Annotated in this window: 22 protein-coding genes; 5 read left to right on the top strand and 17 right to left on the bottom strand. The window is 60.4% G+C overall.

The features are described from left to right. Positions 1-100 precede the first annotated feature (100 nt). On the top strand, positions 101-733 hold the full coding sequence (locus tag OU694_RS13995) for a response regulator (RefSeq protein ID WP_308911634.1): 633 nt from the start codon (positions 101-103) through the stop codon (positions 731-733). Positions 734-747: 14 nt separating this feature from the next. Here the strand turns inward: OU694_RS13995 and lpdA are convergent, their stop codons facing one another. From lpdA to zapE, 8 genes are all read right to left on the bottom strand, one after another. Next, entirely contained in the window at positions 748-2,154 is a 1,407-nt protein-coding gene (gene lpdA, locus OU694_RS13990; protein WP_308911633.1) for a dihydrolipoyl dehydrogenase, read from the bottom strand. Between the two features lie 115 nt (positions 2,155-2,269). Further along, positions 2,270-3,544: a 2-oxoglutarate dehydrogenase complex dihydrolipoyllysine-residue succinyltransferase gene (gene odhB / locus OU694_RS13985; RefSeq protein WP_308911632.1), complete on the bottom strand. Its 1,275-nt coding sequence runs from the start codon at positions 3,542-3,544 to the stop codon at positions 2,270-2,272. 20 nt (positions 3,545-3,564) lie between these two features. Beyond that, complete coding sequence (locus OU694_RS13980) at positions 3,565-6,471, bottom strand: 2-oxoglutarate dehydrogenase E1 component (RefSeq protein ID WP_308911631.1); 2,907 nt, start codon at positions 6,469-6,471, stop codon at positions 3,565-3,567. A 99-nt stretch (positions 6,472-6,570) separates the two neighbouring features. Next, positions 6,571-7,446 carry a succinate--CoA ligase subunit alpha gene (gene sucD / locus OU694_RS13975; protein WP_308911630.1) on the bottom strand — a complete coding sequence of 292 codons (876 nt, stop codon included), beginning with the start codon at positions 7,444-7,446 and terminating at the stop codon, positions 6,571-6,573. Then, positions 7,447-8,616 (bottom strand): ADP-forming succinate--CoA ligase subunit beta, encoded by a 1,170-nt coding sequence (gene sucC, locus OU694_RS13970; protein WP_308911629.1) that lies wholly within the window; start codon positions 8,614-8,616, stop codon positions 7,447-7,449. Between the two features lie 36 nt (positions 8,617-8,652). Then, entirely contained in the window at positions 8,653-9,615 is a 963-nt protein-coding gene (gene mdh, locus OU694_RS13965; RefSeq protein WP_308911628.1) for a malate dehydrogenase, read from the bottom strand. A gap of 282 nt (positions 9,616-9,897) precedes the next feature. Continuing rightward, positions 9,898-10,647, bottom strand: a complete 750-nt coding sequence (locus OU694_RS13960) for a PEPxxWA-CTERM sorting domain-containing protein (protein WP_308911627.1) — start codon at positions 10,645-10,647, stop codon at positions 9,898-9,900. Positions 10,648-10,903: 256 nt separating this feature from the next. Beyond that, positions 10,904-12,118: a cell division protein ZapE gene (zapE, locus tag OU694_RS13955; RefSeq protein WP_308911626.1), complete on the bottom strand. Its 1,215-nt coding sequence runs from the start codon at positions 12,116-12,118 to the stop codon at positions 10,904-10,906. Positions 12,119-12,272: 154 nt separating this feature from the next. Here zapE and OU694_RS13950 point away from each other — a divergent pair, with 154 nt between their 5' ends. Then, on the top strand, positions 12,273-13,085 hold the full coding sequence (locus tag OU694_RS13950; RefSeq protein WP_308911625.1) for a tyrosine-protein phosphatase: 813 nt from the start codon (positions 12,273-12,275) through the stop codon (positions 13,083-13,085). 9 nt (positions 13,086-13,094) lie between these two features. Here OU694_RS13950 and OU694_RS13945 read toward each other — a convergent pair whose 3' ends face one another. From OU694_RS13945 to sdhC, 5 genes are all read right to left on the bottom strand, one after another. Next, positions 13,095-13,793, bottom strand: a complete 699-nt coding sequence (locus tag OU694_RS13945) for a substrate-binding periplasmic protein (protein WP_308911624.1) — start codon at positions 13,791-13,793, stop codon at positions 13,095-13,097. A 219-nt stretch (positions 13,794-14,012) separates the two neighbouring features. Continuing rightward, positions 14,013-14,792, bottom strand: a complete 780-nt coding sequence (locus OU694_RS13940) for a succinate dehydrogenase iron-sulfur subunit (RefSeq protein ID WP_308911623.1) — start codon at positions 14,790-14,792, stop codon at positions 14,013-14,015. Positions 14,793-14,809: 17 nt separating this feature from the next. Then, a complete protein-coding gene (sdhA, locus tag OU694_RS13935; protein ID WP_308911622.1) occupies positions 14,810-16,597 on the bottom strand; it encodes a succinate dehydrogenase flavoprotein subunit in 1,788 nt (595 codons plus the stop codon). Positions 16,598-16,600: 3 nt separating this feature from the next. After that, on the bottom strand, positions 16,601-16,984 hold the full coding sequence (gene sdhD / locus OU694_RS13930) for a succinate dehydrogenase, hydrophobic membrane anchor protein (protein WP_308911621.1): 384 nt from the start codon (positions 16,982-16,984) through the stop codon (positions 16,601-16,603). A 2-nt stretch (positions 16,985-16,986) separates the two neighbouring features. Beyond that, positions 16,987-17,382, bottom strand: a complete 396-nt coding sequence (gene sdhC, locus OU694_RS13925; RefSeq protein WP_308911620.1) for a succinate dehydrogenase, cytochrome b556 subunit — start codon at positions 17,380-17,382, stop codon at positions 16,987-16,989. A 240-nt stretch (positions 17,383-17,622) separates the two neighbouring features. On the opposite strand from sdhC, the gene OU694_RS13920 reads away from it, so the two are divergent. Next, on the top strand, positions 17,623-19,596 hold the full coding sequence (locus tag OU694_RS13920) for an alpha/beta hydrolase family protein (protein ID WP_308911619.1): 1,974 nt from the start codon (positions 17,623-17,625) through the stop codon (positions 19,594-19,596). A gap of 26 nt (positions 19,597-19,622) precedes the next feature. Continuing rightward, positions 19,623-21,620, top strand: coding sequence for an alpha/beta hydrolase family protein (locus OU694_RS13915; protein WP_308911618.1), 1,998 nt, complete (start codon positions 19,623-19,625; stop codon positions 21,618-21,620). A 40-nt stretch (positions 21,621-21,660) separates the two neighbouring features. Here OU694_RS13915 and OU694_RS13910 read toward each other — a convergent pair whose 3' ends face one another. The 3 genes from OU694_RS13910 to OU694_RS13900 all read right to left on the bottom strand — a co-directional run bounded on the left by OU694_RS13910 (position 21,661) and on the right by OU694_RS13900 (position 24,381). Further along, on the bottom strand, positions 21,661-22,896 hold the full coding sequence (locus OU694_RS13910) for a methyl-accepting chemotaxis protein (RefSeq protein ID WP_308911617.1): 1,236 nt from the start codon (positions 22,894-22,896) through the stop codon (positions 21,661-21,663). 6 nt (positions 22,897-22,902) lie between these two features. After that, entirely contained in the window at positions 22,903-23,433 is a 531-nt protein-coding gene (locus OU694_RS13905) for a PAS domain-containing protein (RefSeq protein ID WP_308911616.1), read from the bottom strand. Positions 23,434-23,511: 78 nt separating this feature from the next. Further along, complete coding sequence (locus OU694_RS13900; protein WP_308911615.1) at positions 23,512-24,381, bottom strand: HpcH/HpaI aldolase/citrate lyase family protein; 870 nt, start codon at positions 24,379-24,381, stop codon at positions 23,512-23,514. Positions 24,382-24,543: 162 nt separating this feature from the next. Here OU694_RS13900 and OU694_RS13895 point away from each other — a divergent pair, with 162 nt between their 5' ends. Continuing rightward, entirely contained in the window at positions 24,544-25,752 is a 1,209-nt protein-coding gene (locus OU694_RS13895) for a sensor histidine kinase (protein ID WP_308911614.1), read from the top strand. Positions 25,753-25,803: 51 nt separating this feature from the next. On the opposite strand, the gene OU694_RS13890 is transcribed toward OU694_RS13895, so the two are convergent. Beyond that, the gene (locus OU694_RS13890) at positions 25,804-26,829 is read right to left on the bottom strand and encodes an aspartate-semialdehyde dehydrogenase (RefSeq protein ID WP_308911613.1); all 1,026 of its coding nucleotides are present in this window, start codon (positions 26,827-26,829) and stop codon (positions 25,804-25,806) included. Positions 26,830-26,859: the final 30 nt, after the last annotated feature.

Genomic DNA, 26,859 nt, shown 5'->3' with positions numbered 1-26,859 from the left:
CGTATCATAACCCTGGGTTATCCTAGCCCCTTGCCATTACAGGCGAGTACCGCTAGCCTTGCCGACGATCAGCATGGCCCGCCGCCCCGATGGAGCGACAATGTCGGTTCGCCCTTATGTCGAGAAAAAAACTGCGCTCATCATTCTGAAGAATGATCATCTGGCGCTTTTCGTACGGCACTTTCTGCGGGCCAATGGCACCGATCAGACCACCATTGTCTACAGTACCCGCGAAGCGCAGGAAGCGATGCGGAACTATGATTTCGATCTCTTCTTCATCGATTACGACATGGAAGAGCCGACGGCGGTGGAATGGGTCCGCGCCCTGCGCCTTTCAGACGGGCCGGGCTCGGAAGTGCCGGTCGTGATCATCATTCCTGCTGCTTCGAAGGAAAAGGTGTGGGCAGCGCGCGACGCTGGGGTGAACGAGATATTGGGGCTGCCGATCACGTCGAACCTGCTTGAGGCCCGCCTCACCAAAATGTACGCTCACCCCAAACCCTTCATCCGCGTGCCCACCTATATCGGCCCCTGCCGCCGCCGCGAGGTGGTGCAGATTTATCACGGCGACAACCGCCGGGGCGGCAAAGGCCGGAACGGCGAGGAGAGCCTTCTCGGGGATGACTTCGATACCGCCGCGCTGGTGGCAGCCTCCGCCGCCGATATGCCCTCTCTGGCCCGAGAAATAAAAGGCCCGGCGCGATTGAACACGCCGGGCAAGCGTCAGGACTGATCCCCTATAACCGATCAGATGTGGATCGGGCGTCCGTGCACCGCGAGGGCGGCTTCCTTCATGGCTTCCGTTTCGGTCGGATGCGCATGGCAGGTCAGCGCGATATCCTCGGCTGAAGCGCCAAACTCCATTGCTGTTGCCGCCTGCGCAATCATGTTGCCGGCGTCAGCGCCGATGATATGGACGCCGAGCACGCGGTCGGTCGTCTTGTCGGCAAGAATCTTCACGAAACCTTCGGTCTGCCCGTTTGCCTTGGCGCGGCTGTTGGCCAGGAAGGGGAACTTGCCGACATTATAGGCCACGCCAGCGGCCTTCAACTCTTCCTCGGTTTTGCCGACAGAGGCAACCTCGGGCGAGGTATAGACGACACCCGGAATGATATCGTGGTTCACCACGCCGTGCAGGCCGGCGATATTCTCGGCGCAGGCCACGCCCTCGTCCTCGGCCTTGTGAGCGAGCATGGGGCCTGCGATCACGTCACCGATGGCCCAGATGCCCGGCACGTTTGTCGAGAAATCGTGACCGGTTTTCACGCGGCTACGGTCGTCCATCGCCACGCCAACTGTTTCAAGACCAAGGCCGTGGGTGTAGGGACGGCGGCCAACCGCCACCAGCACCACGTCACAGTCGATCGTCTGGGCGTCGCCGCCCTTCACGGGCTCGAACGTCACCTTCACGCCCGACTTCGACTTCTTCACCTCGGTCACTTTCGAGGAAAGATTGAGCGTCATGCCCTGCTTCTTGAGGATCCGGCCGAACTGCTTGCGCACCTCGCCGTCCATACCCGGCAGCACTTCATCCATGAATTCAACAACGGTGACCTCAGCACCAAGGCGGCGCCACACCGAGCCAAGCTCGAGCCCGATCACGCCGCCGCCGATCACCACCAGATGCTTCGGCACCTTCGGGAGCGACAGGGCACCCGTCGAGGAGACGATCTGCTTCTCGTCGATCTCGATACCCGGCAGGTTTGCGACATCAGAACCCGTCGCGATGATCGTGTTCTTCGCGGTCAGGGTGCGGGTGCCGCCGTCATTCAGGGCAACCTCGATCTTGTTTTTGGCGGTGAAACGGCCGGTGCCCTTCAGCCATTCGATCTTGTGCTTCTTGAAGAGGAACGCAATACCGCCGGTGAGGCCGGTAACGGTGTTGTCCTTGTGGGCCAGCATGGCAGCAAGATCCAGCTTCACACCGGTCGCCTTGATGCCGAATTTTTCGAACTCGTGATTGGCTTCCTCAAAGAGGTGCGAAGCATGCAGCAGCGCCTTCGAGGGCATGCAGCCCACATTGAGGCAGGTACCGCCAAGCGTGTCGCGCTTGTCAATACAGGCCACCTTAAGCCCAAGCTGGGCACCACGAATGGCTGCCACATAACCGCCGGGGCCGGCACCGATCACAACGAGGTCGAAATCATCAGACATTGCTCTTGTCCCTTACTGATACCGTCATGCCGGGCCTGACCCGGCATCCAGTCCTAGCTTTAAAAACTGGACCCCGGATCAAGTCCGGGGTGACCAAGATTTTTTACCAACCAGCTTACATATCCAGCAGCAGGCGGGTCGGGTCTTCCAGCGCTTCCTTGACGCGGACGAGGAAGGTAACTGCCTCGCGGCCGTCGATCAGACGGTGGTCATAGGAAAGTGCGAGATACATCATCGGGCGGATCACGATCTGACCATTTTCCACAACCGGGCGGTCCTGGATCTTGTGCATGCCAAGGATACCGGACTGCGGAGTGTTGAGGATCGGGCTCGACATCAGCGAACCGAAGATACCGCCGTTCGAAATGGTGAAAGTACCGCCCTGCATGTCTTCCACGGTCAGCTTGCCGTCCCGCGCCTTCTTGCCGTAATTGGCAATCGCGAGCTCGGTATCGGCGAAGGACATGTTCTGCGCGTCCTTCAGGACGGGCACAACAAGGCCGTTCGGGGCCGACACGGCAACGCCAATGTTGGCATAGTTGAAGTACACGACTTCATCGCCATCGATCTGGGCGTTCACCGACGGGATTTCTTTCAGCGCCAGGCAGCAGGCCTTGGTGAAGAAGCTCATGAAGCCGAGCTTGATACCATGCTTCTTGGCGAACAGGTCCTTGTAACGCTCGCGCGCGGCCATCACGGCCGTCATGTCCACCTCGTTATAGGTGGTGAGCATCGCGGCGGTGTTCTGGGCTTCTTTCAGGCGCTCGGCGATCCGCTTGCGGAGGCGGGTCATCTTCACGCGCTCTTCGCGCGGGCCAGTCGAGGCAGCCACTGCACCACCGGCAGCGGGGGCCGAAAGGGTCTTGGCCGTACCGCTTTCGATGGCAGCGAGGACGTCGCCTTTCGTCAGGCGGCCGTCCTTGCCGGATGCCGGGATGGTCGACGCATCGAGGTTATATTCCTCAACCAGACGGCGCACCGCCGGAGCGAGCGGCATGGCATCCTTCGCAGAACCACCGCTTGCGGCAGGTGCTGCAGCCGGTTCAGCCTTGGCTTTCGGGGCCGGTGCTTCAGCCTTCGGGGCCGGAGCAGCTTCAGCTTTCTTTTCAGGCGCCTTGGCAGCAGCAGGTGCAGCAGCCGCACCCTTGCCCGACGTGTCCACACGGGCGATCAGCGCACCGATTTCCACCGTATCGCCTTCGGCAACCAGCGTTTCAATCAGAACGCCCGCCACCGGGCTCGGCACTTCCATTGCAACCTTGTCGGTCTCGACCTCGACGATCGGCTCGTCGGCGGCAACAGCGTCGCCCACCTTCTTCAGCCAGGAGCCGATGGAGCCTTCGGTGATCGATTCACCAAGCTGCGGGATTACAATATCTTCGATAGCCACCTTAACGGTCTCCTACCCTGTTAAATCGTGAGTGCAGCGTCAACGAGCGCGGCCTGTTCAACCGCGTGTTTCGACGCCAAGCCCGTTGCGGTCGCGGCACTTGCGGCCCGACCGGCATAAACGGGACGTTTGACCTTCATATCGAGCGACACGAGCGACGCTTCAATATGCTCATTGATATAGCTCCAGGACCCCATGTTACGGGGTTCTTCCTGGCACCAGACGATCCGCTCGGCATTCTTGAAGCGGCCGAGCTCCTTCGCCACGGCATGCGCCGGGTAAGGATAGAGCTGCTCCACACGCAGCAGATAGGTATCGGTCTGCTCGCGCTTGTCGCGCTCGTCGAGCAGATCGTAATAGACCTTGCCGGTGCAGAGGACGACGCGCTTGATCTTGTCGTCCGCCTTAAGCTTGAGGGGCGAGTTGCCGCGCTCGGCATCATCCCACAGCACGCGGTGGAATTCCGAACCCGGACCGAAGTCTTCAAGCTTCGAAACCGCCATCTTGTGACGCAGAAGCGACTTCGGCGTCATCATGATGAGGGGCTTGCGGAACTTGCGCAGCATCTGGCGGCGCAGGATGTGGAAATAGTTGGCCGGCGTGGTGCAGTTCGCCACCTGCCAGTTATCCTCGGCCGAGGCTTGCAGGAAGCGCTCGAGACGCGCCGACGAATGCTCCGGCCCCTGGCCTTCGTAACCGTGGGGCAGCAGCATCACGAGGCCCGACATACGCAGCCACTTGGCTTCGGCCGACGAGATGAACTGGTCGATGATGATCTGCGCGCCGTTCACGAAATCGCCGAACTGGGCTTCCCACAGGGTCAGCGTCTTCGGCTCAGCGAGCGAGAAACCATATTCGAAGCCAAGCACGCCAAACTCCGAAAGCGGGCTGTCGAACACGTCGAATTTCGCATTGCTCGAAACATGATCCAGCGGGATATGACGCGCCTCGGTTTTCTGGTCCACAAACACGGCATGACGCTGGCTGAAGGTGCCACGGCCAACGTCCTGCCCCGAAAGGCGGACGCCGTAACCTTCACGCAGGAGCGTGCCGAACGCCAGTGCCTCGCCGGTTGCCCAGTCGAAGCCCTCGCCGGTTTCGAACATCTTGTCCTTGGCTTCCAGCACCCGCTTCAGCGTGCGGTGGATATTGAAGGTCTCGGGATATTCGGTGAGCTTGTGGCCCACTTCACGCAGCACCGTCTCGCCGACGCCGGTTTCAGCGCGGCGGGCTTCCGGGTCCTGGGCTGCAAGGCCAAGGCCCTGCCATTTGCCTTCAAACCAGTCGGCCTTGTTGACGCGGTAATCCTTCGCGGCCTCGAACTCGTCCTCAAGATAGCTGATGAAGTCGCTGCGCATCTTCTCCAGCATCTCGTCGGTCAGCACGCCTTCTTCCTTCAGGCGCTTGGCATATACGTCCACCACGCCCGGATGGGTCTTGATGGCGGCATACATCAGCGGCTGGGTGAAGGCCGGCTCGTCGGATTCGTTGTGACCGAAGCGGCGATAGCAGATCATGTCGATCACGACGTCGCGCTTGAAGGTCTGACGGAATTCGGTGGCAAGCTTCGTGGCAAAGGTCACGGCTTCCGGGTCGTCGCCATTCACATGGAAGATCGGCGCCTGCACCATCTTCGCAACATCGGACGGGTACGGGGACGAGCGGGCGAACTGCGGGCTCGTCGTGAAGCCGATCTGGTTGTTGACGATGAAGTGGATCGTGCCGCCGGTATTGTAGCCCCGAAGGCCCGACATGCCGAAACACTCGGCCACAATACCCTGGCCCGCGAAGGCGGCGTCGCCATGCAGGAGGAGCGACGCCACCTTCGTGCGGGTCAGGTCATCACGCTGCGCCTGCTTGGCACGAACGCGACCGATAACCACGGGGTTCACCGCCTCGAGATGCGAGGGGTTGGCATTGAGCGTCAGGTGGACCTTGTTGCCGTCAAATTCACGGTCGGCACTGGTGCCGAGGTGATATTTCACGTCACCCGAGCCCTGAACATCATCAGGCTTGAAGCTGCCGCCATGAAATTCGTTGAAGATGGCGCGGTAAGGCTTCTGCATGACGTTGGCGAGGACGTTCAGGCGGCCGCGGTGCGGCATCCCGAGCACGATTTCCTCAAGGCCATGCTGGCCGCCGGTTTTCATCACGGCTTCAAGGGCCGGAACCATGCTTTCGCCGCCGTCGAGGCCGAAACGCTTGGTGCCCGTATATTTGCGGCCCAGGAATTTCTCGAATTCCTCGGCTTCGATCAGCTTGTTGAGAATGGCGAGCTTGCCCTTCTCGGTGAAGTGGATTTCCTTGTCACGGCCCTCGATATTGCGCTGGATCCACGCCTTTTCCTCGGGGTCGTTGATATGCATGAACTCGACGCCGATGTTGCCGCAATAGGTGCGGCGCAGGATCGTGATGATCTCGGCGAGCGTCGCTGTCTCGAGGCCAAGGACGCCGTCCATGAAAATCTTGCGGTCCATGTCCTTCGGACCGAAGCCATAGGTCTCGGGCTCCAGCTCCACATGCAGCGGGCGTTCCTCAAGACCGAGCGGATCAAGATGGGCCATCAGGTGGCCACGCACCCGGTAGGTACGGACCAGCATCAGGGCACGGATACTGTCGATGGTGGCGTTGCGCACGTCGGCGGCGGAAAGACCGCCCCCCTTGGCGTCGACCTTCGATTTCTCAGCCTCGATGAACATGTCACCGGCGTCGAGCGCCTTGAACCGTTCGTCTGCGGGCTTCAGCGGCCAGTCGCTGCGCGCCCACGAGGGGCCTGCGGCGCGAATGCCGGCTTCGAGTTCCTCGAAATAGCGGGCCCAGGTCTGGTCAACCGAGAAAGGGTCGGCCTGATACTGGTCATAAAGGGATTCAACGAAGGCGGGGCTGACACCCTCGAGGGCGGAAATGCGGTCGAATTCTGCACCCATGTCCCAAACGCTCCTTTGGCGCGATGCGGCCTTGACTGTTACGTGGCCTTGTAACGGTTACAGGGGCGGCCCCGAAGCCACCCCTGCCGGATTGGTTCCTCAGGCACCCATGGCCTTGAGGAGGGTCTCGCCGAGGGCTGCCGGGCTGTCCGAGACAACGATACCGGCCGACTTCATGGCCTCGATCTTGTCTTCGGCGCCGCCTTTGCCGCCCGAAACGATGGCGCCGGCGTGGCCCATGGTGCGGCCCTTCGGTGCCGTGCGGCCAGCGATGAAGCCTGCAATCGGCTTCTTCGTCTTGGACGCTTTCAGGAATTCGGCTGCCTCTTCCTCGGCCGAACCACCGATCTCGCCGATCATGATGATCGCTTCGGTTTCCGGGTCGCCCAGGAACATGTCGAGGCAGTCGATGAAGTTGGTGCCGTTCACCGGGTCGCCGCCGATACCGATACAGGTCGACTGGCCGAGGCCGGCTGCGGTGGTTTGCGCCACGGCTTCATAGGTCAGCGTGCCGGAACGCGACACGATACCGACCTTGCCACGACGGTGGATGTGGCCGGGCATGATGCCGATCTTGCACTCGCCGGGGGTGATCACACCCGGGCAGTTCGGGCCCACAAGACGGGTGCCCGAGTTTTTGAGCGCGCGCTTCACACGGACCATGTCGAGGACCGGGATACCTTCGGTGATGCAGACAACGAGCGGCAGCTCGGCGTCGATCGCCTCGAGGATCGCGTCAGCCGCGAACGGCGGCGGCACATAGATGACCGAGGCATTGGCGCCGGTTTTGGAGACGGCATCGGCCACGGTGTCGAACACCGGCAGGTCCAGATGCTTGGAGCCGCCTTTGCCGGGGGTCACGCCGCCGACCATCTTGGTGCCGTAAGCGATTGCCTGCTCGGAGTGGAAGGTGCCCTGCGCGCCGGTGAAGCCCTGGCAGATGACCTTGGTGTCCTTATTGACGAGAACAGCCATTTACGCGGCCTCCTTCACTGCTTTCACCACCTTCTCGGCGGCGTCATTGAGATTGTCGGCGGCAATGATCGGCAGGCCGCTGTCGGCCATGATCTGCTTGCCGAGCTCGACGTTCGTGCCTTCAAGGCGCACGACAAGCGGTACCGAAAGTGCAACCTCGCGGGCAGCCGAAACTACGCCCTCAGCGATAACATCGCAGCGCATGATCCCGCCGAAGATGTTGACGAGGATGCCTTCAACGTTCGGATCCGACAGGATGATCTTGAAAGCTTCGGTCACGCGCTCTTTGGTGGCGCCACCGCCCACATCAAGGAAGTTCGCGGGTTCGCCGCCCTTCAGCTTGATGATGTCCATGGTGGCCATCGCGAGGCCTGCGCCGTTCACCATGCAGCCGATGTTGCCATCGAGGCTGACATAGTTGAGGTCGTATTTGGAGGCTTCGATCTCTTTCGGATCCTCTTCCGACTCGTCCCGCAGCTCTTTCACATCCGGATGGCGGAAAAGCGCGTTGCCGTCGAACGACATTTTGGCATCAAGGACGACCATCTTGTCGTCTTCGGTCAGCACCAGCGGGTTGATTTCAAGGAGCGAGGCATCAAGCTCGGTAAAAGCCTTGTAGATGCTGGAGATGAGCTTGATGCATTCCTTGGCGGCATTGCCTTCAAGGCCGAGGCCGTAAGCAACGCGGCGGCAGTGGTAAGCCTGCAGGCCGGCAACCGGATCGATGGTGATCGTGTTGATCTTTTCGGGGGTGTGCTCGGCCACTTCCTCGATGTCCATCCCGCCTTCGGTGGAGGACACGATGGCGATGCGGCTGGTGGCGCGGTCAACGAGCAGCGAAAGATAATATTCTTTCTTGATGCGGCAACCGTCTTCCACATAGATCCGCTTGACTTCCTTGCCCTCGGGGCCGGTCTGGTGGGTCACCAGCGTCTTGCCGATCAGTTCCTTGGCCATCGCCTCGACATCGTCGAGCGACTTGACGACCTTCACGCCGCCAGCCTTGCCGCGGCCGCCTGCGTGGATCTGGGCCTTCACGACCCAGACCGGGCCGCCGAGCTTCTTGGCGGCATCCACCGCTTCGTGCGGCGTGTAGGCAACACCGCCATCAAGGACCGGCGCGCCGAACTTCTTCAGAAGGCCCTTGGCCTGATACTCATGGATATTCATTGTCCCTCAACTCCTGTTCGAAGGGAGCCCCCGCCCTCAGGCGAGGGTCGGATCGATTGCTTTACAGGCGTCCATCAGGCCCTTCACGGCATTCACCGAATGATCGAAGCCCGTCTTTTCTTCGCCCTGGAGGTCGATCTCGACCACTTTCTCGATGCCGCCTTCACCGATGATCACCGGTACGCCGACATACATGTCCTTCAGGCCGTATTCGCCCGCGAGGAACGAAGCGCAAGGCAGCAGGCGCTTCTTGTCCTTCAGGTAGCTTTCCGCCATTTCGATGGCGCTGGTGGCCGGCGCATAGAAAGCCGAACCGGTTTTCAGGAGGCCAACGATCTCGGCGCCGCCGTCACGGGTGCGCTGCACGATCGCGTCGATCTTTTCCTGCGTGGACCAGCCCATCTTGATAAGGTCCGGCACCGGGATACCGGCCACGGCCGAGTAGCGGGTGAGCGGGACCATCGTGTCGCCGTGGCCACCGAGCACGAAGGCGGTGACGTCCTGAACCGACACATTGAATTCTTCAGCAAGGAAGTGGCGGAAGCGGGCGCTATCCAGCACACCAGCCATGCCGGTGACCATGTGGGTCGGCAGGCCGGAGAATTTCTGCAGCGCCCAGACCATCGCGTCCAAGGGGTTGGTGATGCAGATGACGAAAGCGTTCGGGGCATATTTGGCAATGCCTTCACCCACCGACTTCATGACCTTCAGGTTGATGCCGAGAAGGTCGTCACGGCTCATGCCCGGCTTGCGCGGCACGCCGGCGGTGACGATCACAACGTCGGCGCCCTTGATGTCGGCATAATCATTGGCGCCTTTGAGTTTCGCATTGAAGCCTTCAACCGGACCCGACTGCGCGAGGTCCAGCGACTTGCCCTGGGGCAGCCCTTCAACGATGTCGAACAGGACAACATCGCCCAGTTCCTTGAGCGCAGCGAGATGCGCGAGGGTGCCACCGATCTGGCCGCCGCCGATCAATGCAATTTTCTTACGTGCCATGAGAATGCTCCAGCTTAGCGTGTGAGGCCCATTGGGGATGAGGCCATACCACTGAAAACAGGGGAATAATAAGGGTGGTTCCTAGCGCGTTTGGCATGCACTGGCAACCGGGAAACCGCTTTCCGTCCCAAGTTTCAAAGTCAGCCGGACCACTCTAAGCCCTGAGGGACGAAAAGCACGTTCTTTTTTAAGGGGTCAGCCATGTGCCGGACGCATGGAACGACAAGGCCCGCCACCGGACCAATCGGCAGCGGGCCTTATCAATTCCGCGTGAAAGCCACCTCAGGCCGCCAGCACCACCCGGCGGCGACGCACCGCGACACCGGCAAGGCCAAAGCCCAAAATCAGGGTGAGCCATGTGGCGGGTTCGGGGACGGCGGGGGCGAGGGACATGGTGATGTTGGTAATATTGAGACGAGTGCGTTCTCCACTCTCTGCCCACAAATCGTCATACCCGTGGCCATACAATCCGTCAGAGATCGAGCCCCCATCGAGAAACTCGTAAATACCCGCAGCGTCGCCACTCTCAAAAAGATGCTCATTTGAACCGGACTTCAAATCAAATCCGAAATAAAGGTCTTCGTATTCGCTGCGATATCCATTGTTATATTTCAGATACGGCGTCCATATGCTTACACTATCCCCAACATCGTAAATACCATCCTGGATGCCGTCCAAGAAATATATAACGACCTCGTCATCTCCAAAAGAGAAATCCAGACCACCAATCATCATAGTCAAAGATTCTGCCTGGTAGTAAATCTCCCTGAACTCGTACAGAAATTCTCCATGAACTTCTCTATACACGTGATCGACACCGAGCGCGTCAGCCAACGTCTGGCCAGTATCAAGCTTTAAGACTGCGCTGAATTGGCCGAGAGTTGAGCCATGCACTCCGAACGCTTCCGCCATTGCTGACGTGCCAAAATCGACATCACCGCGAAACACAAACGTCTCAACGGCTGCCTGCGCTCCCGCGCTTAATCCCGTTGCGACCAGCACCGCAGCGATGGCTTTCTTCAGAACAGACATGAAGACCCCCGAAATGGATTCTTGAAAAAAAGCGCCGTGGCAACACCACCATGACGCACACCGGGTGATTTGCACACGCAGGGGGCGTATCGGTCAATCGAATTTTAATGAAGTTTTAACTGTAGGCCCCGTCTGCATAATTTCGGCGGAATTTTCATGGCATGCAATGGCATGACTGTCCCGATTTGGGACATGCGTGCTTCATCTCGCGAGCGGAAATCACAACCACAGATGAATCTGCGGCACTGCCTTGCGTTCAGCCCTGCGCCTCCGGCACGCCGTGGCCGCGGGCGAGATAGTCTTCGGATTGCATTTCCATGAGGCGCGATACGGTGCGCTCGAATTCAAAGGCGCCGTCGCCTTCGGTATAAAGCGCTTCGGGTGGCACCTCGGCGTTGCACAGAAGCTTCACGCCGTGCTCATAGAGCGCATCGATGAGCGTGACAAAGCGCCGGGCCTCGTTCCGCTTGGCGGGGCCGAGCTTCGGGATCGCGACCAGGATGACGGTGTGATAATGCCGCGCGATGGTCAGGTAATCGGCAGGGCCAAGCGCCGAGGCGCACAGCCGCTTGAAGGAGAAAACCGCCACGCCCTTCGCCGCCTTCGGCACGAAAACTGTGCGGCCAAGCACGGTCAGTTCCTCGGACGGCACCTTGTCGCGGTCCGATACGTCGCGGTCAGTCAGTTTGAAGAAGGCGGCCGAGAGCCGGTCGGTGGTTTCCTGATCAACGGGCACCAGATAGGTCTCCACACCCTTCATGCGGTCCAGCCGGTAATCGACAGGACCATCGAGTGTCATCACGTCAAACTCGGCCTCAAGCCGCGCGATGAAAGGCAGAAAGAGCTGGCGGTTGAGGCCATCTTTATACAGGTCCTTCGGCGGGCGGTTGGAGGTCGCCACGATCACCACGCCGCGCGACATCAGGCCTTCAAAAAGGCGCGACAGGACCATGGCGTCGGCAATATCGGTCACCTGCATTTCATCGAAGCACAGGAGCGTCGCCTCATAGGCGATCTGGCGGGCAATCGGCGGGATCGGGTCGTCTTCAGTGGCGCGTGCGCCCATCTTCAGCCGTTCGGCCGGGCTCATCTGGCGCCAGGCATTGAGCCGCGCATGGATATCCAGCATGAATTCGTGGAAATGGACCCGCTTCTTGGCTTTCACCGGGGCGGTCTCATAGAACAGGTCCATCAGCATGGATTTGCCGCGCCCGACACCGCCATAAAGGTAAAGCCCGCGCGGCACCTTTTTCTCGTTATTGCCCCAGCTGAAAAGCGTGGAAAGCCGCCATGACCGCACACTGAGGCCGGCGGCATGCCCCGAAAGCTCGGGATAGTCCTTCAGTTCGCGCCACAGCCGTTCCAGCCGCGCCACCACCCGCGCCTGATCGCCATCCGGTCTGATCTCGCCTGCCGCCTGCAGGGCCTGATAGCGGGCGGTTGGCCCTGAAGGGTCGAAACTGGCTGTCACACACGGGCTCCCCGAGTCTCATCGTCTTTCCTGTGTCCTAGCATGCGCCGAAAGCCGCCAGCAACGCCAAAGCGCGGTATGCGGCCCGCAGGGCCCGCCCTGTTGACAGCCCCCTGCCCCGCTTCCACACTGGAGCCAGAACAGGAAAGAAAAGATGCCAGAAAGCCTAGACCTCCCGAGACGACTGATCCCGCTGACCGGCGTGAAGAATTTGCGCGACCTTGGCGGATACCACACATCGGACGGCCGCCAGACCCGCTGGGGTACGCTGTTCCGGTCCGGCCACCTTGCTGACATGACCGAGGAATGCGGCACCGAAATGTGCGTGCGGGATATCGAGACCGTGATCGATTTCCGTACCGACCACGAAAAGGTGCGCCATCCCGTCCACTGGCCCTGCATGTGGACGCCGCGCTATCACGCCGTGCCCATCGGCGGCAATGTGGCGGCCCGCATCAAGGAACTTTTCGACAGCCTTACCGCCGGCAGCGTGTTTCCGGCGCACGAGCTGGACGAAGGCTTCCGCGCGGCGTTCGAGACGATCCCGATTGCCAACGCATCCGGCCTGAAGCGCATGATGGATGTGCTGATCGACGATCATCAGGGCAATGCCGCCCTCATCCATTGCACCGCCGGCAAGGACCGCACCGGCATCGGCTGCGCGCTTGTCCTCACCGCCCTTGGCGTGGACGAGGATGAAGTGATCGAGGATTTCGTTCTGACCAACAGTGCGGTGGACCGCGACGCCGCCACAGAACGCATGTCCGATTATATCTTCGCGAAATCCGGCCACCGCGTGGCGCCGCGCGCGCTGCGCCCGCTTGTGGGGGTGGAGGCCGACTGGCTGATGCGGGCCTGGCATGCGATGGAGCAGAGCTTCGGCTCGGTGGATGGTTATCTGCTAACCGCCCTCGGGCTGGATGATACCCGGCGCGAGAAGCTGCGCGAGCGCTTCCTCAGCCCGTGACGCCGCTGCCTAGTGCGCCTTGCTCGCGCGCAAGGCCGTGCCGATCAGCGCATCGATCCGCCCGTCCGATTTCATGCGGGCGATGGCGGCATTGAGCTGCGGCAACTGGTCCGCATGATCCTTGTGCACCCGGATGCGCAGGCCATAACGCTGGGTGACCGGGCCAAGGACTACCGGCAACCGGTTGGCCGCCTGCATCCGGAAAAATTCCTGCACGCCGAACACGGTCACGTCCGCCCGGCCATCGGCAAGTGCGGCAAACGCATCCTCGATCGTGTCGACCGGCACCCGCAGGCGGATCTGGTCATCGAGCGTATAGTTGAAACCCTTCACCGCGGCGAACCGCAGCCCCTCGAGATTGAGGGGTGCGCCTTCTGCGGGCTTCTTCACATTAGGGCCAAGGATCAGGTGATCGGCCGCTACGAAGAAATGGTCGCTGAAAAGCTGGACTTCGGCTTCGTCGGCCCGGGTGCGCCATTCGGGGATGGAACAGCAATCCATATCCAGTTCGCCGCGCACAAACTGCTCACGCAATATATCAACGGTCTCATGGATGATTTCGGCTTCGAACCCGGCTTCCTTGACGATGGCGACAATCGCATCGTCATAGATGGTGCTGTCGATCAGGCCGACCCGCAAGGGCTCGGCCTGCGCGGCGGGCACGAATGCCAGCGGCGACAGCAGCAGGGCCGCGAGCCCCGCAGCCATGTTCGAATTTCCCCACTTCATCAATCGGCACCACACTTCAAAACACAGGGGCAGTGCCTGTCTGCCCGATCCCTGGCGCCTTTATCCGCGCCAACCCTTAAAAAATCCTAAAAATTTATTGAATAAGCGTAAACGCCAGAAGGCTTCCGGCCTGGCCCGACACAAAGAAAAAGGGCCGGCGAAAGCCAGCCCTTTGATCCGGTTGATGAAAGGCCGAGATCAGCCCTTGCGTTCCACCATCATCTTTTTGATTTCGGCGATGGCCTTGGCGGGGTTCAGTCCCTTCGGGCAGGCGTTCGCGCAGTTCATGATGGTGTGGCAGCGATAAAGCCGGAACGGATCCTCAAGGTTGTCGAGGCGGTCGCCGGTGGCTTCGTCGCGGCTGTCGATGATCCAGCGGTAAGCCTGCAGGAGGATAGCGGGGCCCAGATATTTGTCGCCGTTCCACCAGTAGCTCGGGCAGGAGGTCGAGCAGCAGGCGCAAAGGATACATTCGTAAAGACCGTCGAGCTTTTCGCGGTCTTCCACCGATTGCAGGCGCTCTTTCTCCGGCGTCGTCGATTGCGTCTGCATCCACGGCTTGATCGAGGCGTACTGCGCATAGAAGTTGGTCAGGTCCGGTACCAGATCCTTCACCACCTCGAGATGCGGCAGCGGGGTGATTTTCACATCGCCCTTCACGTCCTCGATGGCGCGGGTGCAGGCCAGCGTGTTCTTGCCGTCGATATTCATCGCGCAGGACCCACACACACCCTCGCGGCATGAACGCCGGAAGGTCAGCGTGCTGTCCATCTCGTTCTTGATCTTGATAAGGGCATCAAGAACCATCGGGCCGCAGCTGTCCATGTCCACCTCGTAGGTGTCCATGCGCGGGTTTTCGCCGTCGTCCGGGTTCCAGCGGTAAACCTGGAACTTGCGGATATTCTTGGCGCCCTCAGCGGCCTTGACGGTTTTGCCCTTGCCGATCTTCGAGTTTGCAGGAAGCGAGAATTCAGCCATTTGTTTTCATCCCTTCCTTAGTACACCCGGGCCTTCGGCTTGATATAGCCGATTTCCTCGGTAAGCGTGAAATCATGGACCGGGCGATCGCCAAGCGTCACCTTGTTGCCGTCGAACCAGCAAACGGTGTGCTTCATCCAGTTCTTGTCGTCGCGGTCAGGGAAGTCCTCGTGCATGTGGGCACCGCGGCTTTCCTTGCGGTTTTCAGCCGAATGCATGGTCAGCACGGCCTGGCCGATCAGGTTCTGCAGTTCCAGCGTCTCAATGAGGTCGCTGTTCCAGACAAGGCTACGGTCGCTGGTCTTCAGGTCGCCCATGCCGGCGGCCACATCGTCGATCAGCTTCACGCCTTCCTCAAGGACTTCCTTGGTGCGGAACACCGCGCAGTTGTTCTGCATGGTGCGCTGCATCTTCAGGCGCATCTCGGCGGTCGGGGTCGAGCCCGATGCGTAGCGAGCGGCGTCGAGGCGGCTGAGCGCCATCTCGGCATAGCCTTCGCTGAGAGCCTTCTGGGTCGCACCCGGCTTGACGATCTCGGGCACCCGTTTGCCGACGGCGCGGCCGAACACCACAAGGTCAATGAGCGAGTTGGAACCCAGGCGGTTGGCCCCATGCACCGACACGCATGCCGCTTCACCAACTGCAAAGAGGCCGGGCACAACAGCGTCCGGATTGTCCTTCGTCGGGTTGATGACCTCGCCATGATAATTGGTCGGGATACCGCCCATATTATAGTGGACGGTCGGCAGGATCGGGATCGGCTCCTTGGTCACATCGACGCCCGCGAAGATTTTCGCGGATTCCGAAATGCCCGGCAGGCGCTTGTGCAGCACATCGGCCGGCAGGTGCTCAAGGTGCAGGAACATGTGATCCTTGTTGGCACCAACGCCGCGGCCTTCGCGGATCTCGTTCGAGATCGAGCGCGAAACCACATCGCGCGAAGCCAGATCCTTCGCCGACGGGGCATAGCGTTCCATGAAACGCTCACCTTCGGAGTTGCGAAGAATGCCGCCTTCACCGCGGGCACCCTCGGTGATCAGCACGCCAGCGCCGTAGATACCGGTCGGGTGGAACTGGACGAACTCCAGATCCTGCAGCGCAAGACCGGCGCGCAGTACCATACCGCCGCCGTCACCGGTGCAGGTGTGGGCGCTGGTTGCCGAGAAATAGGCACGGCCATAACCGCCCGTCGCCAGAACGGTTGCCTGCGCACGGAAGGCATGGATCGAGCCGTCTTCCATATTCATGGCAATCACGCCGCGGCATTCGCCGCCTTCCATGATCAGGTCGATGGCGAAATATTCGATATAGAAGTCGCTGTCGTATTTCAGCGACTGCTGATAAAGCGCGTGCAGCATGGCGTGGCCGGTACGGTCGGCGGCAGCACAGGTGCGCTGGGCCGCCGGGCCTTCACCGAATTTCGTGGTCATGCCACCGAACGGGCGCTGGTAGATCTTGCCCTCCTCGGTGCGGCTGAACGGCACACCATAGTGTTCCAGTTCGTAAACCGCTGCCGGAGCCTCACGGACCATATATTCGATCGCGTCCTGGTCACCGAGCCAGTCGGAGCCCTTGACGGTGTCATACATATGCCACTGCCAGCAGTCGTCGCCCATGTTGCCGAGCGATGCGGCAATGCCGCCTTGCGCTGCCACGGTATGCGAACGGGTGGGGAAAACCTTGGTGATGCACGCCGTCTTGAGCCCGCTTTCAGCGAGGCCCATGGTCGCGCGGAGGCCCGAGCCACCGGCGCCGACAACAACGGCATCATAGGTATGAAGGGTAATGGGATAGGCCTTGGACATCACTTATCCCCCAAAGGCGATCTTGAGAATGGAAAAGGCGCCAAGCGCCGCGAGCAGGACCGTGCCGAAGGTGATTGCCGTCATCACGATAATCTTGTTCATCTTCGTGTGGACATAGTCTTCGACGAAGACCTGAAGGCCGAGGCGCAGGTGCCACGTCACGTTCAGCACGAAGAGCAGCATCAGCACGGCGACGAGCGGCTGTTGCAGCCACGCCACCCAGTCAGCATAGGGCTTGCCTGCGTTGCCGATGAAGGAAGTGACGACAAACAGCGTCAGCGGAATGTTGGCTACACCGCTCATGCGTTGCACCCACCAGTGATGGGTGCCCTCTTTGGCGGAGCCAAGGCCGCGGACCTTGGCGAGGGGGGCTTTGAAATCGCTCATGATCAGATCATCCCCAACATGCGGTAGCCCATCGCCCAGATCACGACCGTGGCGACGGCAGAGAACACGAAGGTAAATTTGGCCGAGGCCGCATTGACCTTCAGGCTATACATACGGCCGCTGTCCATGATCAGATGCCGGACACCGGATGCAAAATGCTGCATCAGGGCCCATGTGAGGCCGAAAAGCACGAAACGTCCCAGAGGGCTCGCCAGACAGGTCATCACGGTTTCGAAGCTGTCGGGCCCCGAAGCCAGAGCCATGAGCCACCAGACAAGGATGACCGCCCCCACCGCGAGCGCCGAACCGGTCGCACGGTGAAGGATGGAGGCTGCCATCGCGGCGCTCCAGCGGTAAACCTGCAGGTGGGGAGAAAGCGGGCGGTTCGCCTGTGCCATGAGAAATCCCCTAGAAGAAATACAATGTTGAGGCGGGCACGGCCCTCGATCCGGGCCCGTCATCGTCCGACGCCCCTTTTAACGCCGCGCTGCCTTGTTCCGCAAGGCGGATATTCAACAAACGCCCAACTTTCGCCACGCTTCGGGTGACGCGAAATTTTCACAACCCAAACGATTGCGCATTGAAACTTTGGTTGGTAGCTTCGATCGATAAAATTGTATTCATGGATTTCATCTTCTATGCGCCACTATCTGCGGCCCCTGGCCCTTGCCTTCGCCCTTTCCCTGCCAGCCCTTGCCGATGAGACAATCGCACCGCCGCCCCTTTATCCGGTGGAGCAGTTTGCCGCCCTCGCCCGCGTGAACCAGCTGACCGTCTCGCCGGACGGGGAATTCATCGCCTATGTCTCGCCGCTTGACGGTCGCCAGCATGTGATAATGCACCGGCTGGGAGAAAAGGATTTCAATAAGATGGTCATCCTGCCGCCGATTGACGAAGGCCGGCTGACCGCCGACGTGAGCTGGATTGGCTGGGCCAACAATGAGCGGCTGTTTGTTTCCTACCGTTTCACGAACGACGATGCCTTCAGGCGCTATGTCCGCACCGCCATGTTCAGCGTACCACGCGAAGGCAAGATGGAATGGGTGGACATGGCAAAGCCAACCCGCGAGCAGCGGCAACAGGGATACAAGGCTTCGCCCGCCCAGTTCAAGGATGACATTATAGATCAATTGCCGGACGAGCCGGACTTCGTTCTGCAGGCTATCGATGCCGACCGCGATGGCAGCGCCGAAATCCGCAAGGTGAATGTCCGCAACGGCAAATATTCCGTGATCACGGAAGGTCGCAGCGACATTCAGAACTGGCTCGTGGACGCCAATCACGAACCCCGACTCGGCTGGGGGTTTGACCAGTATTCCAACAGCAAGACGGTGTACCGCAGCCCCGAAACCGGCAAGTTCATCGACCTGACGGACACCGAATGGCTTGATGCCGAGCGGATCGACCCGATCGGCTTCACCGAGGATCCGCGCATTGTCTATGCCCTTGAAACCATCAGCGATACGGCCAAGCGGCTGGTGACGTTCGATGTGCTGAACGGCAAGGTGAAAAGCATATTGTTCGAGCGCGAGGGCGCCACGGCTACCGGCCTGCGCCGCCACCCGGTCAATGATGCCGTCATCGGCTATACCTACATTGATGAAGATGGGGGCGACACCTTCTATACCGACCCCTTCCTGAACAAACTGAAAGCGCGGATCGATCAGCTGCTGCCGAACGGTCATAACCGGATCGTCGATTTTGTGCCCGCGCGGAACCAGTTTTTCATCCTGCACAGCAATGAGCGCAACGACGGCACCTATTATATCCTCGACCTGAAAGCCAAGACGCTTACGCCCGAAATCAACCGTCGCGACTTCGTCCCGGAAACCATGGCCGAAACTGTCAGCTACACCGTGACCGCCCGCGACGGGCTCGAGTTCGAGGCCATGCTGACCCTGCCGGTCGGCCGCAAGGCTGAAAACCTGCCGCTCATCGTGATGCCGCACGGCGGCCCGCATTCGCGCACCCCCGGCGGCTTCCAGTATCAGCGCCAGTTTTTTGCCAACCGCGGCTATGCGGTGCTTGAGCCCGATTTCCGCGGCTCCACCGGTTATGGCAAACAGTTCATGGAAGCCGGCTTCAACGAATGGGGCGGCAAGATGCAGGATGACGTGACCGACGCCACAAAATGGGCGATCAATGAGGGTATCGCAGACCCCAAGCGCATCTGCATCGTCGGCGGTTCCTACGGCGGTTATGCGGCCCTCATGGGCACCATCGCGGCACCCGGCATGTATGCCTGCGCCGTCAGCTTCAACGGTGTGGCCGACATCCCCGGCATGCTGCGGTTCGACCGTTACTTCCTGGGTGGCCGCGAGTGGAACAAGAAGATCATCCCCGAAGGCCGCAAGGCGGAGGATATCTCGCCGGTCGACCGCGCCGGGGAAGTTTCGGCCCCCGTGCTGATCATCCATGCCAAGGACGATCCGGTCGTCCGTTTCGACCAGGGCAAGGGCATGTATTCGAAGCTCAAGTCGCTCGGCAAACCTGTCGAGTTCGTCGAACTGAAATCCGGTGACCATTATCTCGATACCGCCGAGGCCCGCCTCACCACGCTGACCGCGATGGAGGCGTTCCTGAAAACACATTTGGGCGCCCCGGCGTCCTGATCCCAATTTATACATTCGGAGACTTTATGAAATCGTCCCATGCCGTGTTTGGCACATTTGCCAGAAGCACCATCCTCGCAGCCGCACTCGCGGGCCTTTCCCAGGCTAGCGCTGCCGATGCAGTCCCAGCCCTGATTCCGGTTGAGCGTTTCGCAGAATTGCCATCTGCGCAGCATTTCAACCTTTCACCCGGCGGCGACTATGTCGCCTATGTCTCGCCTATCAACGGGCGCCAGCATGTGTTCATGCATCCGATCGGTGACACGAGCCCCGAGACGCTTGTGGTCCTGCCGCCGATCGATCAGGGGCGGATTACCGCCGACATTTCCTGGATAGACTGGGCCAACAATGAGACGCTTCTCATCGCCTATCGCTTCACCGACCGCATCCGCGGTGAAGAATTCACCCGCACGGACATGTTCAGCCTGAACCGCAAGAAGGGCTCGAAATTCATGAGCATGGCGCGCCCCAGCAAACGTGAGAAAGACGAAGGCCTCACGTCCTCGCGCGCCCAGTTCAAGGACCGGGTGATCGACATGCTGCCGGATGACCCCGATCATATTATGACCACCCTCGACCCCGAGATGAACGGCAAGTACGAAATCCGCAAAGTGAAGGTGAAGAACGGCCAGTTCAGCGTGATCAGCGATGGCATGCACGGCATTCAGCAGTGGATGACAGACCAGAACCACGAGCCCCGCATCGGCTGGGGTTACGACCGCACCGAATTCCATATCGTCTACAAAGACCCGGATACCGACCGCCTTGGCGACATTCAGGATTCGGGCATGATGGCGAGCGGCGAGATCGAACTTCTAGCCTTCACCGAGAATCCCAAGGTCGCCTATGCCCTGCATCTGCAGGAGGACGGCAACCATACGCTTGTCACCTACAACATTCCCATGGGGCAAATCGTCGAAACCCTTTTTGCGCCAGAGGAAGGCGATGTGACCGGCCTGAAGCGCGACCCCGAAACCGACGCCATCATCGGCTATCGTTATAACGACCCGGACGGCGGGCGGGTTCACTATATCGACAAGCAGATTGCCGGCCTGAAGGCCAGCATCGACAAGCTGCTGCCGGACGGACTGAACGAGATCACCGATATCGTGCGCAGCCAGAAGATGTTCCTGATCCTGCACAGCAGCGTGCGTGATCCGGGCAGCTACTATCTCCTCGACCTGAAATCGAAGCAGCTGGCGCCAATCACCCGCATCCGGAATATCGACCCCGCTGCGCTGACCGATATCGAGGTGCAGAAGATCGCCGCCCGTGACGGATTGGAATTCGAGGTGCTGGTCACCAAACCAGCTGACCGCGAGGCGAAGAACTTGCCGATGGTCGTTTTCCCTCACGGCGGGCCGCATTCACGCAGCTCCATCTCCTTCCACTATATGGCGCAATTCATGGCAAACCGCGGCTATGTGGTGCTACAGCCGAACTTCCGGGGCTCAACCGGGTACGGGGATGCCTTCATGGAAGCCGGCTACAACGAATGGGGCCGCAAAATGCAGGAAGATGTGACCGACGCCACCAGGTGGGCGATTGAACAAGGGCTTGCCGATCCCAAGCGCATTTGCATCGCCGGTGGCTCCTACGGCGGCTATGCAGCCCTCATGGGCGCTGTTACCGAACCGGATCTTTACGCCTGCGCCATCAGTTTCAACGGGGTGGCCGATATTCCGCGCATGATCGAAGCCGACAAGGGCTTCATCGGCGGGAAATTCCGGGTAAAGAAAATCATCCCCGAAGGGATGAATAAGGAAGACATCTCGCCGGTGCACCGTGCTGGCGAGATCAACGCGCCGATCCTGCTCATTCACGCGAAGGACGATCCGGTCGTGCCGTTTGACCATGGCCGCGCCATGAACAGCAAGTTGAAAAGCCTGCACAAGTCGGTCGAGTTCGTGGAGATGGATTCCGGCGATCATTTTCTGGAATCAGCGGAAGCGCGGCTCATGACCCTGAATGCTATGGAAGCCTTCCTCGCCCGCCACATTGGCGGGGTGGCGGCGGGGCGCTGAGCCCCGCCAGTCATCTGAATTCAAAAATCTGCCCGGTGCCTCAGGCGCCGCGCAGTTCTTTCAGGAATATCTCGACCCGCTCGCTGAGCGTTTCGGCTTCGGCCGACAGGCTTTCCGCCGCCAGGCCAACCTCACTGGCGCCGCGCTCGGTTTTCGCGGAAGCCGTGCTCACGCTTGCCACATTGTGGGAAACTTCCTGCGTGCCCTGCGCCGCTTCGCGCACGTTGTTCGATATCTCGCCGGCCACCACGGTCTGCTCATCCACCGCGCTCGCGATGGTACGTGCACTTGTGCCCACGTTGGCGATGCGGGTGTCGATGGTGCGGATGGCTTCGGCGGTTTCGTCTGATGCGGTCTGCATCGCGGCAACCTCGGCGGTGATTTCCATCGTCGCCTGGGCCGTCTGGTTCGCGAGGTTCTTCACCTCGTTCGCCACAACGGCAAAGCCCTTGCCGGCCTCGCCTGCACGCGCCGCCTCGATGGTGGCATTCAGCGCCAGAAGGTTGGTCTGGTCGGCAATCTTGCGGATGAAGGTCAGCACGCCGCCGATCTTTTCAGCTGCTGCCGCCAGCCGGGTCACGGCTTCGGTCGCAGCACGCGAGGCGGTCACGGCCTGTTCGGCGGCGCCGTTCGTCTCGGCGACCTGACGGTTGATCTCGGTGATCGAGCCCGAAAGCTGTTCGGTCGCTTCCGCCACCGTCTGCACATTGGCCGACGCCTGCTCGGACGCCGCCGCCATCGCAACCGCAAGGCCGCTCGTTGTCTGGGCGTCTTCCTTCAGGGCGCTTGCAGTTGCATCCAGCTGCGCGACAGATGCCTTCAGCGTGGAGACGACCCCCATCACATGGGCGTGGAATTCCTGTGCCAGCGTCTCGCGGCCAGCCTGCTCCTCCGCTTCCATCTGTTGCATGCGGGCTGCGGCCCGGTTGATGATGGCAGCCCCCCGGCCGAACGCGCCGCGCATGCCGGTGGTCAGGAACTTGCGGTGATAACGTCCTTCAACCGCCGCATCGAGGGCCGCCGCGCTTTCACGCACATAGGCGTCCGTCAGGTCGAGCATATGGTTGAGGTCGCGCAGCACCTCGGCATGGGGGCCGTGGCTCTGCCAGCCGATGATGCGGGCCTCGCTGTCGCCCTGACTGAAGCGACCGGAGACGGCCGCAATGGCGTTGAAGGCCCGTTCATAGTCCGCGAGCTTGTCTTCCAGATCCCGCACATAGGCCGGATCATATTTCGGGGCGCTCGCTACAGTCTTGTCTTTCAGAAAACCGATCATCTTCCTCTACTCCTGCAGCGACCAGACAAATTCGTCATAAGTGACACCCGCATCCGCAAGCGTCTTCACCAGCAGCGCTTCACCGGCTGCGAGCCCTGCCTTGGGGTCGCCGTGGCGCTTCTCTTCCGCCAGAAGCGCTTCATAGATTTTGGAAATCTGCGCGACCGCCTTTTTCGACGGTACCCGGCGGTTTGAGTGATAGCCGATGATCTCGCCGTTCTGATCCAGCGTCGGGGTCACATGGGCAAACACCCAGTAATAGCCACCGTCCTTGGCGATATTTTTCACAAAGGCGAAAATCTCGCGCTTCGATTTCAGCGTTTCCCACAGCAGTTTGAAGACCGTCCGCGGCATGTCCGGATGGCGGATCAGGCTGTGCGGCTTGCCGATCATCTCGTCTTCACGGAAGCCCGAAATCTTGCAGAAAATGTCGTTGGCATAGGTGATCCAGCCGCGCGGGTCGGTTTTGGAAACGATGATTTCGTCATCGCCGAAACGATGCTCGATATTGGTCGGCTGGATAGGATGATGATCCATTGAATGTTCCCCAAAAACATTGCCAAGTATGTGTAGAATCACAGTACGGGCGAGAGCCCGCATCCTGCACACCAGTGGTTAACGCGGAGTTACCCCAGCGAGCCCGCCGCGCGCAAGAACGCGTCGTGCCTCCTCCACATGCAGGGCTTCGATCATGCGGCCATTATGCACGGCAACGCCCTTGCCTTCCACTGCGGCGCGTTCGAAAATTTCGACAAGCTCTTTCGCTGCCTGCAGCTCGTCAGCAGACGGTGAAAATGCCTGCAGAAGCAGCGGGGTCTGCGCGGGATGGATAAGCGATTTGCCATCGAAGCCGAACTCCAGCGCCTGCCGGCATTCGGCAGAAAAGCCGGCTTCATCGCGGAAATCGGCGTAAACCGCATCGATCACGCCGATCCCGGCGGCCCGTGCAGCCGTCACCACCTGCCCCATGGCATAGAGGAGCGGCGCCCGCCCCGCCACATGCCGCGCCCGCATCTCCTTCACCAGATCATTGGCCCCGAGGATCAATCCGGCAAGGCGCGGCGAGGCGGCAGCAATGGCGACAGCGGCCAGCACGCCCTTCGGTGTTTCGATCATCGCCCAAACGCGGGCAGGCGATTGTGCGACATCAAGTCGCACGGTGAGATCGGCCATCGCAGCCGCCGTTTCCACCTTCGGCACAACCAGATGCCGAGCGCCGGCCTCGATCACGGCAGCGAGGTCCTCTCCGCCCCACGGGGTATCAAGCGCATTGATGCGGATCGCTACAAGCCTGTCGCCGAAGCCCCCTTCGCGAACAGCCGCCACCGCCTGTTCGCGGGCAATCGCCTTGGCATCGGGGCTTACGGCGTCCTCGAGATCAAGGATGATGGCGTCTGCCGACAGTCCCCGCGCCTTCTCGATCGCGCGGGCGTTAGAAGCGGGCATGAAAAGCGGCGCGACCGGGATTCTCGTTTCAGGTGTCATAGTTGCAATCTTCCGACTTCGTCTGGTTGAATATTGCTAATTCTTTGGAATTACTCGATCAACCATCCCTGATTGAATTTTTTCTTGTAGGCATTTCTGCCGATCTGAACGATACTTCTGTCATACATGGATGACAGAATCATATGAATTCCGGCGTATCTCATGACCTTCATCGCCCCGATCAGCAGCAACAGGGAAACGGGTGACAGCTTGGTTGCCTCTTTATCAGACCTTGGCGGCATGAGCTATATGACAGCAGCCCTTGGCGCTATCGGCAAGGCCGTTGACGCGCGCCTTGTGGTGCTGATGCCCCCGGCCCGCGCGGCGGATGAACTAGCCGTCAGCCTTGCCGCCGTGGACCGCGACGGTGCCACCGATCCGATCAAGTTCCGCACCCTGCCGAGGGAAGCCGACTGCCGCTATATGGTCACGACCGAGAAGCTTGCAACATGGGAAGCTGCCGACAGCGTCTATCTTTCGCTTGAAGATGCCGACTACCAGCCTCTCGGTTACATCATCGCGCTGACGGCCAAACCCGCCACACACAAGATGCTCGTCGATGCCGTCAAATCGCTCGGTCTGCGCTTCATCGAGGAAGTCCGGCAGCTCGAACAGCTCGCCCGGCTGGAGCTTGCGTTGCAGAACGAGCGCTTCACCAACCAGGCCAAGTCGATCTTCATGGCCAATATCAGCCGCGAAATCCGCAACCCCTTAAGCGCCATCATCGGTTACGCCAGCCTCCTGAAGGGGCACGAACTGCCGCCCGAGGAAATCCATGAATTCGCGCTCGAAATCGCGCAGACCGGTGAACAGCTGCTGGCGCTGATCAGCGACATTCTCGATCTTTCGACCCTCGACCTTTCAAGCGGCGTGGCCAAGCAGGAAAGCTTCGACCTCAGCGAGGTGGCCCGCGCCGCGCGCCGCATCATGCTGGAACAAGCGGCGTCCCGGCATCTGGATTTCCCCGGCAGCGAACGCGGCGAACCGCTGTGGGCGCTCGGCGACATGGAAATGACCCGCAAAGCGGTGCTGGTGCTGGTGTCGAATGCCATCAAATACACCAACAAGGGCGAGGTCAGGATCGACCTTGAGGAACGCCCCGGCGGCGAGGTGGCGCTCATTGTGCGCGATACAGGCGTCGGCATGACGGCGGAGGAGCTGAAGCAGGTGACAACGCCCATCGGCGCCCTCGACACCGCCTATAGCGTCCATAGCGACGGCTCGGGCCTCGGCCTGCCGCTGAGCTTCCTGTTTGCAGAACGCCAGGGCGCGCGCATCGTGATCGACAGTGAAAAAGGCGTTGGCACATCCGCCGCCATCATCTTCCAGCCGGGCAAGGCGCCATCGTCGGATGAGGACAGTTTCATCTGACGAAAAAGGGGGCCATGCGGCCCCCTTCTCATGAAATCTTTTCGGTGCGTCTTATGCAGCGGCCTTCAGGAGACCCTGATTTACGAGGCTTTCTGCAATCTGCACCGCATTGAGCGCAGCGCCCTTCCTGAGGTTATCCGACACGACCCACATGTTGAGGCCGTGTTTCACGGTCGGGTCCTTGCGGATGCGCGAGATGAAGGTTGCATAGTCGCCAACGCACTCAACGGGGGTGATGTAGCCGCCGTCTTCGCGCTTGTCGATCACGAGGCAACCCGGAGCCTCGCGCAGGATATTGCGGGCCTGCGCATCGGTGATCGGGTTCTCGAACTCGATATTGAGCGATTCCGAATGGCCGACAAACACCGGCACACGCACGCAGGTGGCCGTGACCTCGATATCGGGGTCCAGCATCTTGTGCGTTTCGGCGATCATCTTCCATTCTTCCTTCGTATTGCCGTCTTCCATGAAGACGTCGATATGCGGGATGACGTTGAAGGCGATCTGCTTCGTGAACTTCTCGCGCTTGATCTCGTCATTGACGAAAATCGCCCGCGTCTGGGTGAACAGTTCGTCCATCGCCTCGTTGCCTGCACCCGATACCGACTGGTAAGTGGACACAACAACGCGCTTGATCTTGGCGGCGTCATGCAGGGGCTTCAGCGCCACCAGCATCTGCGCGGTCGAGCAGTTGGGGTTGGCGATGATGTTCTTCTTCTTGTAACCGGCCAGTGCGTGCGGGTTCACCTCGGGCACCACGAGCGGCACATCGGGATCCATGCGGAAATGCGAGCTGTTGTCGATGACAACGGCACCGGCTGCAGCCGCCTTCGGGCCATATTCCTTGGAAACCGAACCGCCAGCGGAGAAGAGCGCGATATCGACGCCTTTGAAATCGAAGGTATCAAGGGCGACCACCTTCAGTTCCTTGTCGCCATAACCCACGGTCTGGCCAATCGATTTTCGCGACGCAATGGCGATAATCTCGGTGGCCGGGAAGTCCCGCTCCGCCAAGATATTCAGCATTTCGCGCCCGACATTGCCGGTTGCGCCTACGACTGCGACACGAAAACCCATTTTATTTCTCCATAGTGGGTCGTTTGGGAA

It is taken from the genome of Pseudokordiimonas caeni, from assembly GCF_026719705.1.
Classification (GTDB): domain Bacteria; phylum Pseudomonadota; class Alphaproteobacteria; order Sphingomonadales; family Kordiimonadaceae; genus Gimibacter; species Gimibacter caeni.
This window is presented reverse-complemented; position numbering and strand designations above follow the sequence as displayed.

What these genes read in the sequence shown, in the direction of transcription:
- OU694_RS13900 (WP_308911615.1), bottom strand. Translation starts at nt 24,381, where the DNA reads ATGACACCTGAAACGAGAATCCCGGTCGCGCCGCTTTTCATGCCCGCT.
- OU694_RS13980 (WP_308911631.1), bottom strand. Translation starts at nt 6,471, where the DNA reads ATGGGTGCAGAATTCGACCGCATTTCCGCCCTCGAGGGTGTCAGCCCC.
- mdh (WP_308911628.1), bottom strand. Translation starts at nt 9,615, where the DNA reads ATGGCACGTAAGAAAATTGCATTGATCGGCGGCGGCCAGATCGGTGGC.
- sdhA (WP_308911622.1), bottom strand. Translation starts at nt 16,597, where the DNA reads ATGTCCAAGGCCTATCCCATTACCCTTCATACCTATGATGCCGTTGTT.
- sdhC (WP_308911620.1), bottom strand. Translation starts at nt 17,382, where the DNA reads ATGGCACAGGCGAACCGCCCGCTTTCTCCCCACCTGCAGGTTTACCGC.
- OU694_RS13910 (WP_308911617.1), bottom strand. Translation starts at nt 22,896, where the DNA reads ATGATCGGTTTTCTGAAAGACAAGACTGTAGCGAGCGCCCCGAAATAT.
- OU694_RS13895 (WP_308911614.1), top strand. Translation starts at nt 24,544, where the DNA reads ATGACCTTCATCGCCCCGATCAGCAGCAACAGGGAAACGGGTGACAGC.
- OU694_RS13890 (WP_308911613.1), bottom strand. Translation starts at nt 26,829, where the DNA reads ATGGGTTTTCGTGTCGCAGTCGTAGGCGCAACCGGCAATGTCGGGCGC.
- lpdA (WP_308911633.1), bottom strand. Translation starts at nt 2,154, where the DNA reads ATGTCTGATGATTTCGACCTCGTTGTGATCGGTGCCGGCCCCGGCGGT.
- OU694_RS13905 (WP_308911616.1), bottom strand. Translation starts at nt 23,433, where the DNA reads ATGGATCATCATCCTATCCAGCCGACCAATATCGAGCATCGTTTCGGC.
- sucC (WP_308911629.1), bottom strand. Translation starts at nt 8,616, where the DNA reads ATGAATATCCATGAGTATCAGGCCAAGGGCCTTCTGAAGAAGTTCGGC.
- OU694_RS13920 (WP_308911619.1), top strand. Translation starts at nt 17,623, where the DNA reads ATGCGCCACTATCTGCGGCCCCTGGCCCTTGCCTTCGCCCTTTCCCTG.
- OU694_RS13940 (WP_308911623.1), bottom strand. Translation starts at nt 14,792, where the DNA reads ATGGCTGAATTCTCGCTTCCTGCAAACTCGAAGATCGGCAAGGGCAAA.
- OU694_RS13945 (WP_308911624.1), bottom strand. Translation starts at nt 13,793, where the DNA reads ATGGCTGCGGGGCTCGCGGCCCTGCTGCTGTCGCCGCTGGCATTCGTG.
- sdhD (WP_308911621.1), bottom strand. Translation starts at nt 16,984, where the DNA reads ATGAGCGATTTCAAAGCCCCCCTCGCCAAGGTCCGCGGCCTTGGCTCC.
- sucD (WP_308911630.1), bottom strand. Translation starts at nt 7,446, where the DNA reads ATGGCTGTTCTCGTCAATAAGGACACCAAGGTCATCTGCCAGGGCTTC.
- OU694_RS13915 (WP_308911618.1), top strand. Translation starts at nt 19,623, where the DNA reads ATGAAATCGTCCCATGCCGTGTTTGGCACATTTGCCAGAAGCACCATC.
- OU694_RS13960 (WP_308911627.1), bottom strand. Translation starts at nt 10,647, where the DNA reads ATGTCTGTTCTGAAGAAAGCCATCGCTGCGGTGCTGGTCGCAACGGGA.
- OU694_RS13950 (WP_308911625.1), top strand. Translation starts at nt 12,273, where the DNA reads ATGCCAGAAAGCCTAGACCTCCCGAGACGACTGATCCCGCTGACCGGC.
- OU694_RS13995 (WP_308911634.1), top strand. Translation starts at nt 101, where the DNA reads ATGTCGGTTCGCCCTTATGTCGAGAAAAAAACTGCGCTCATCATTCTG.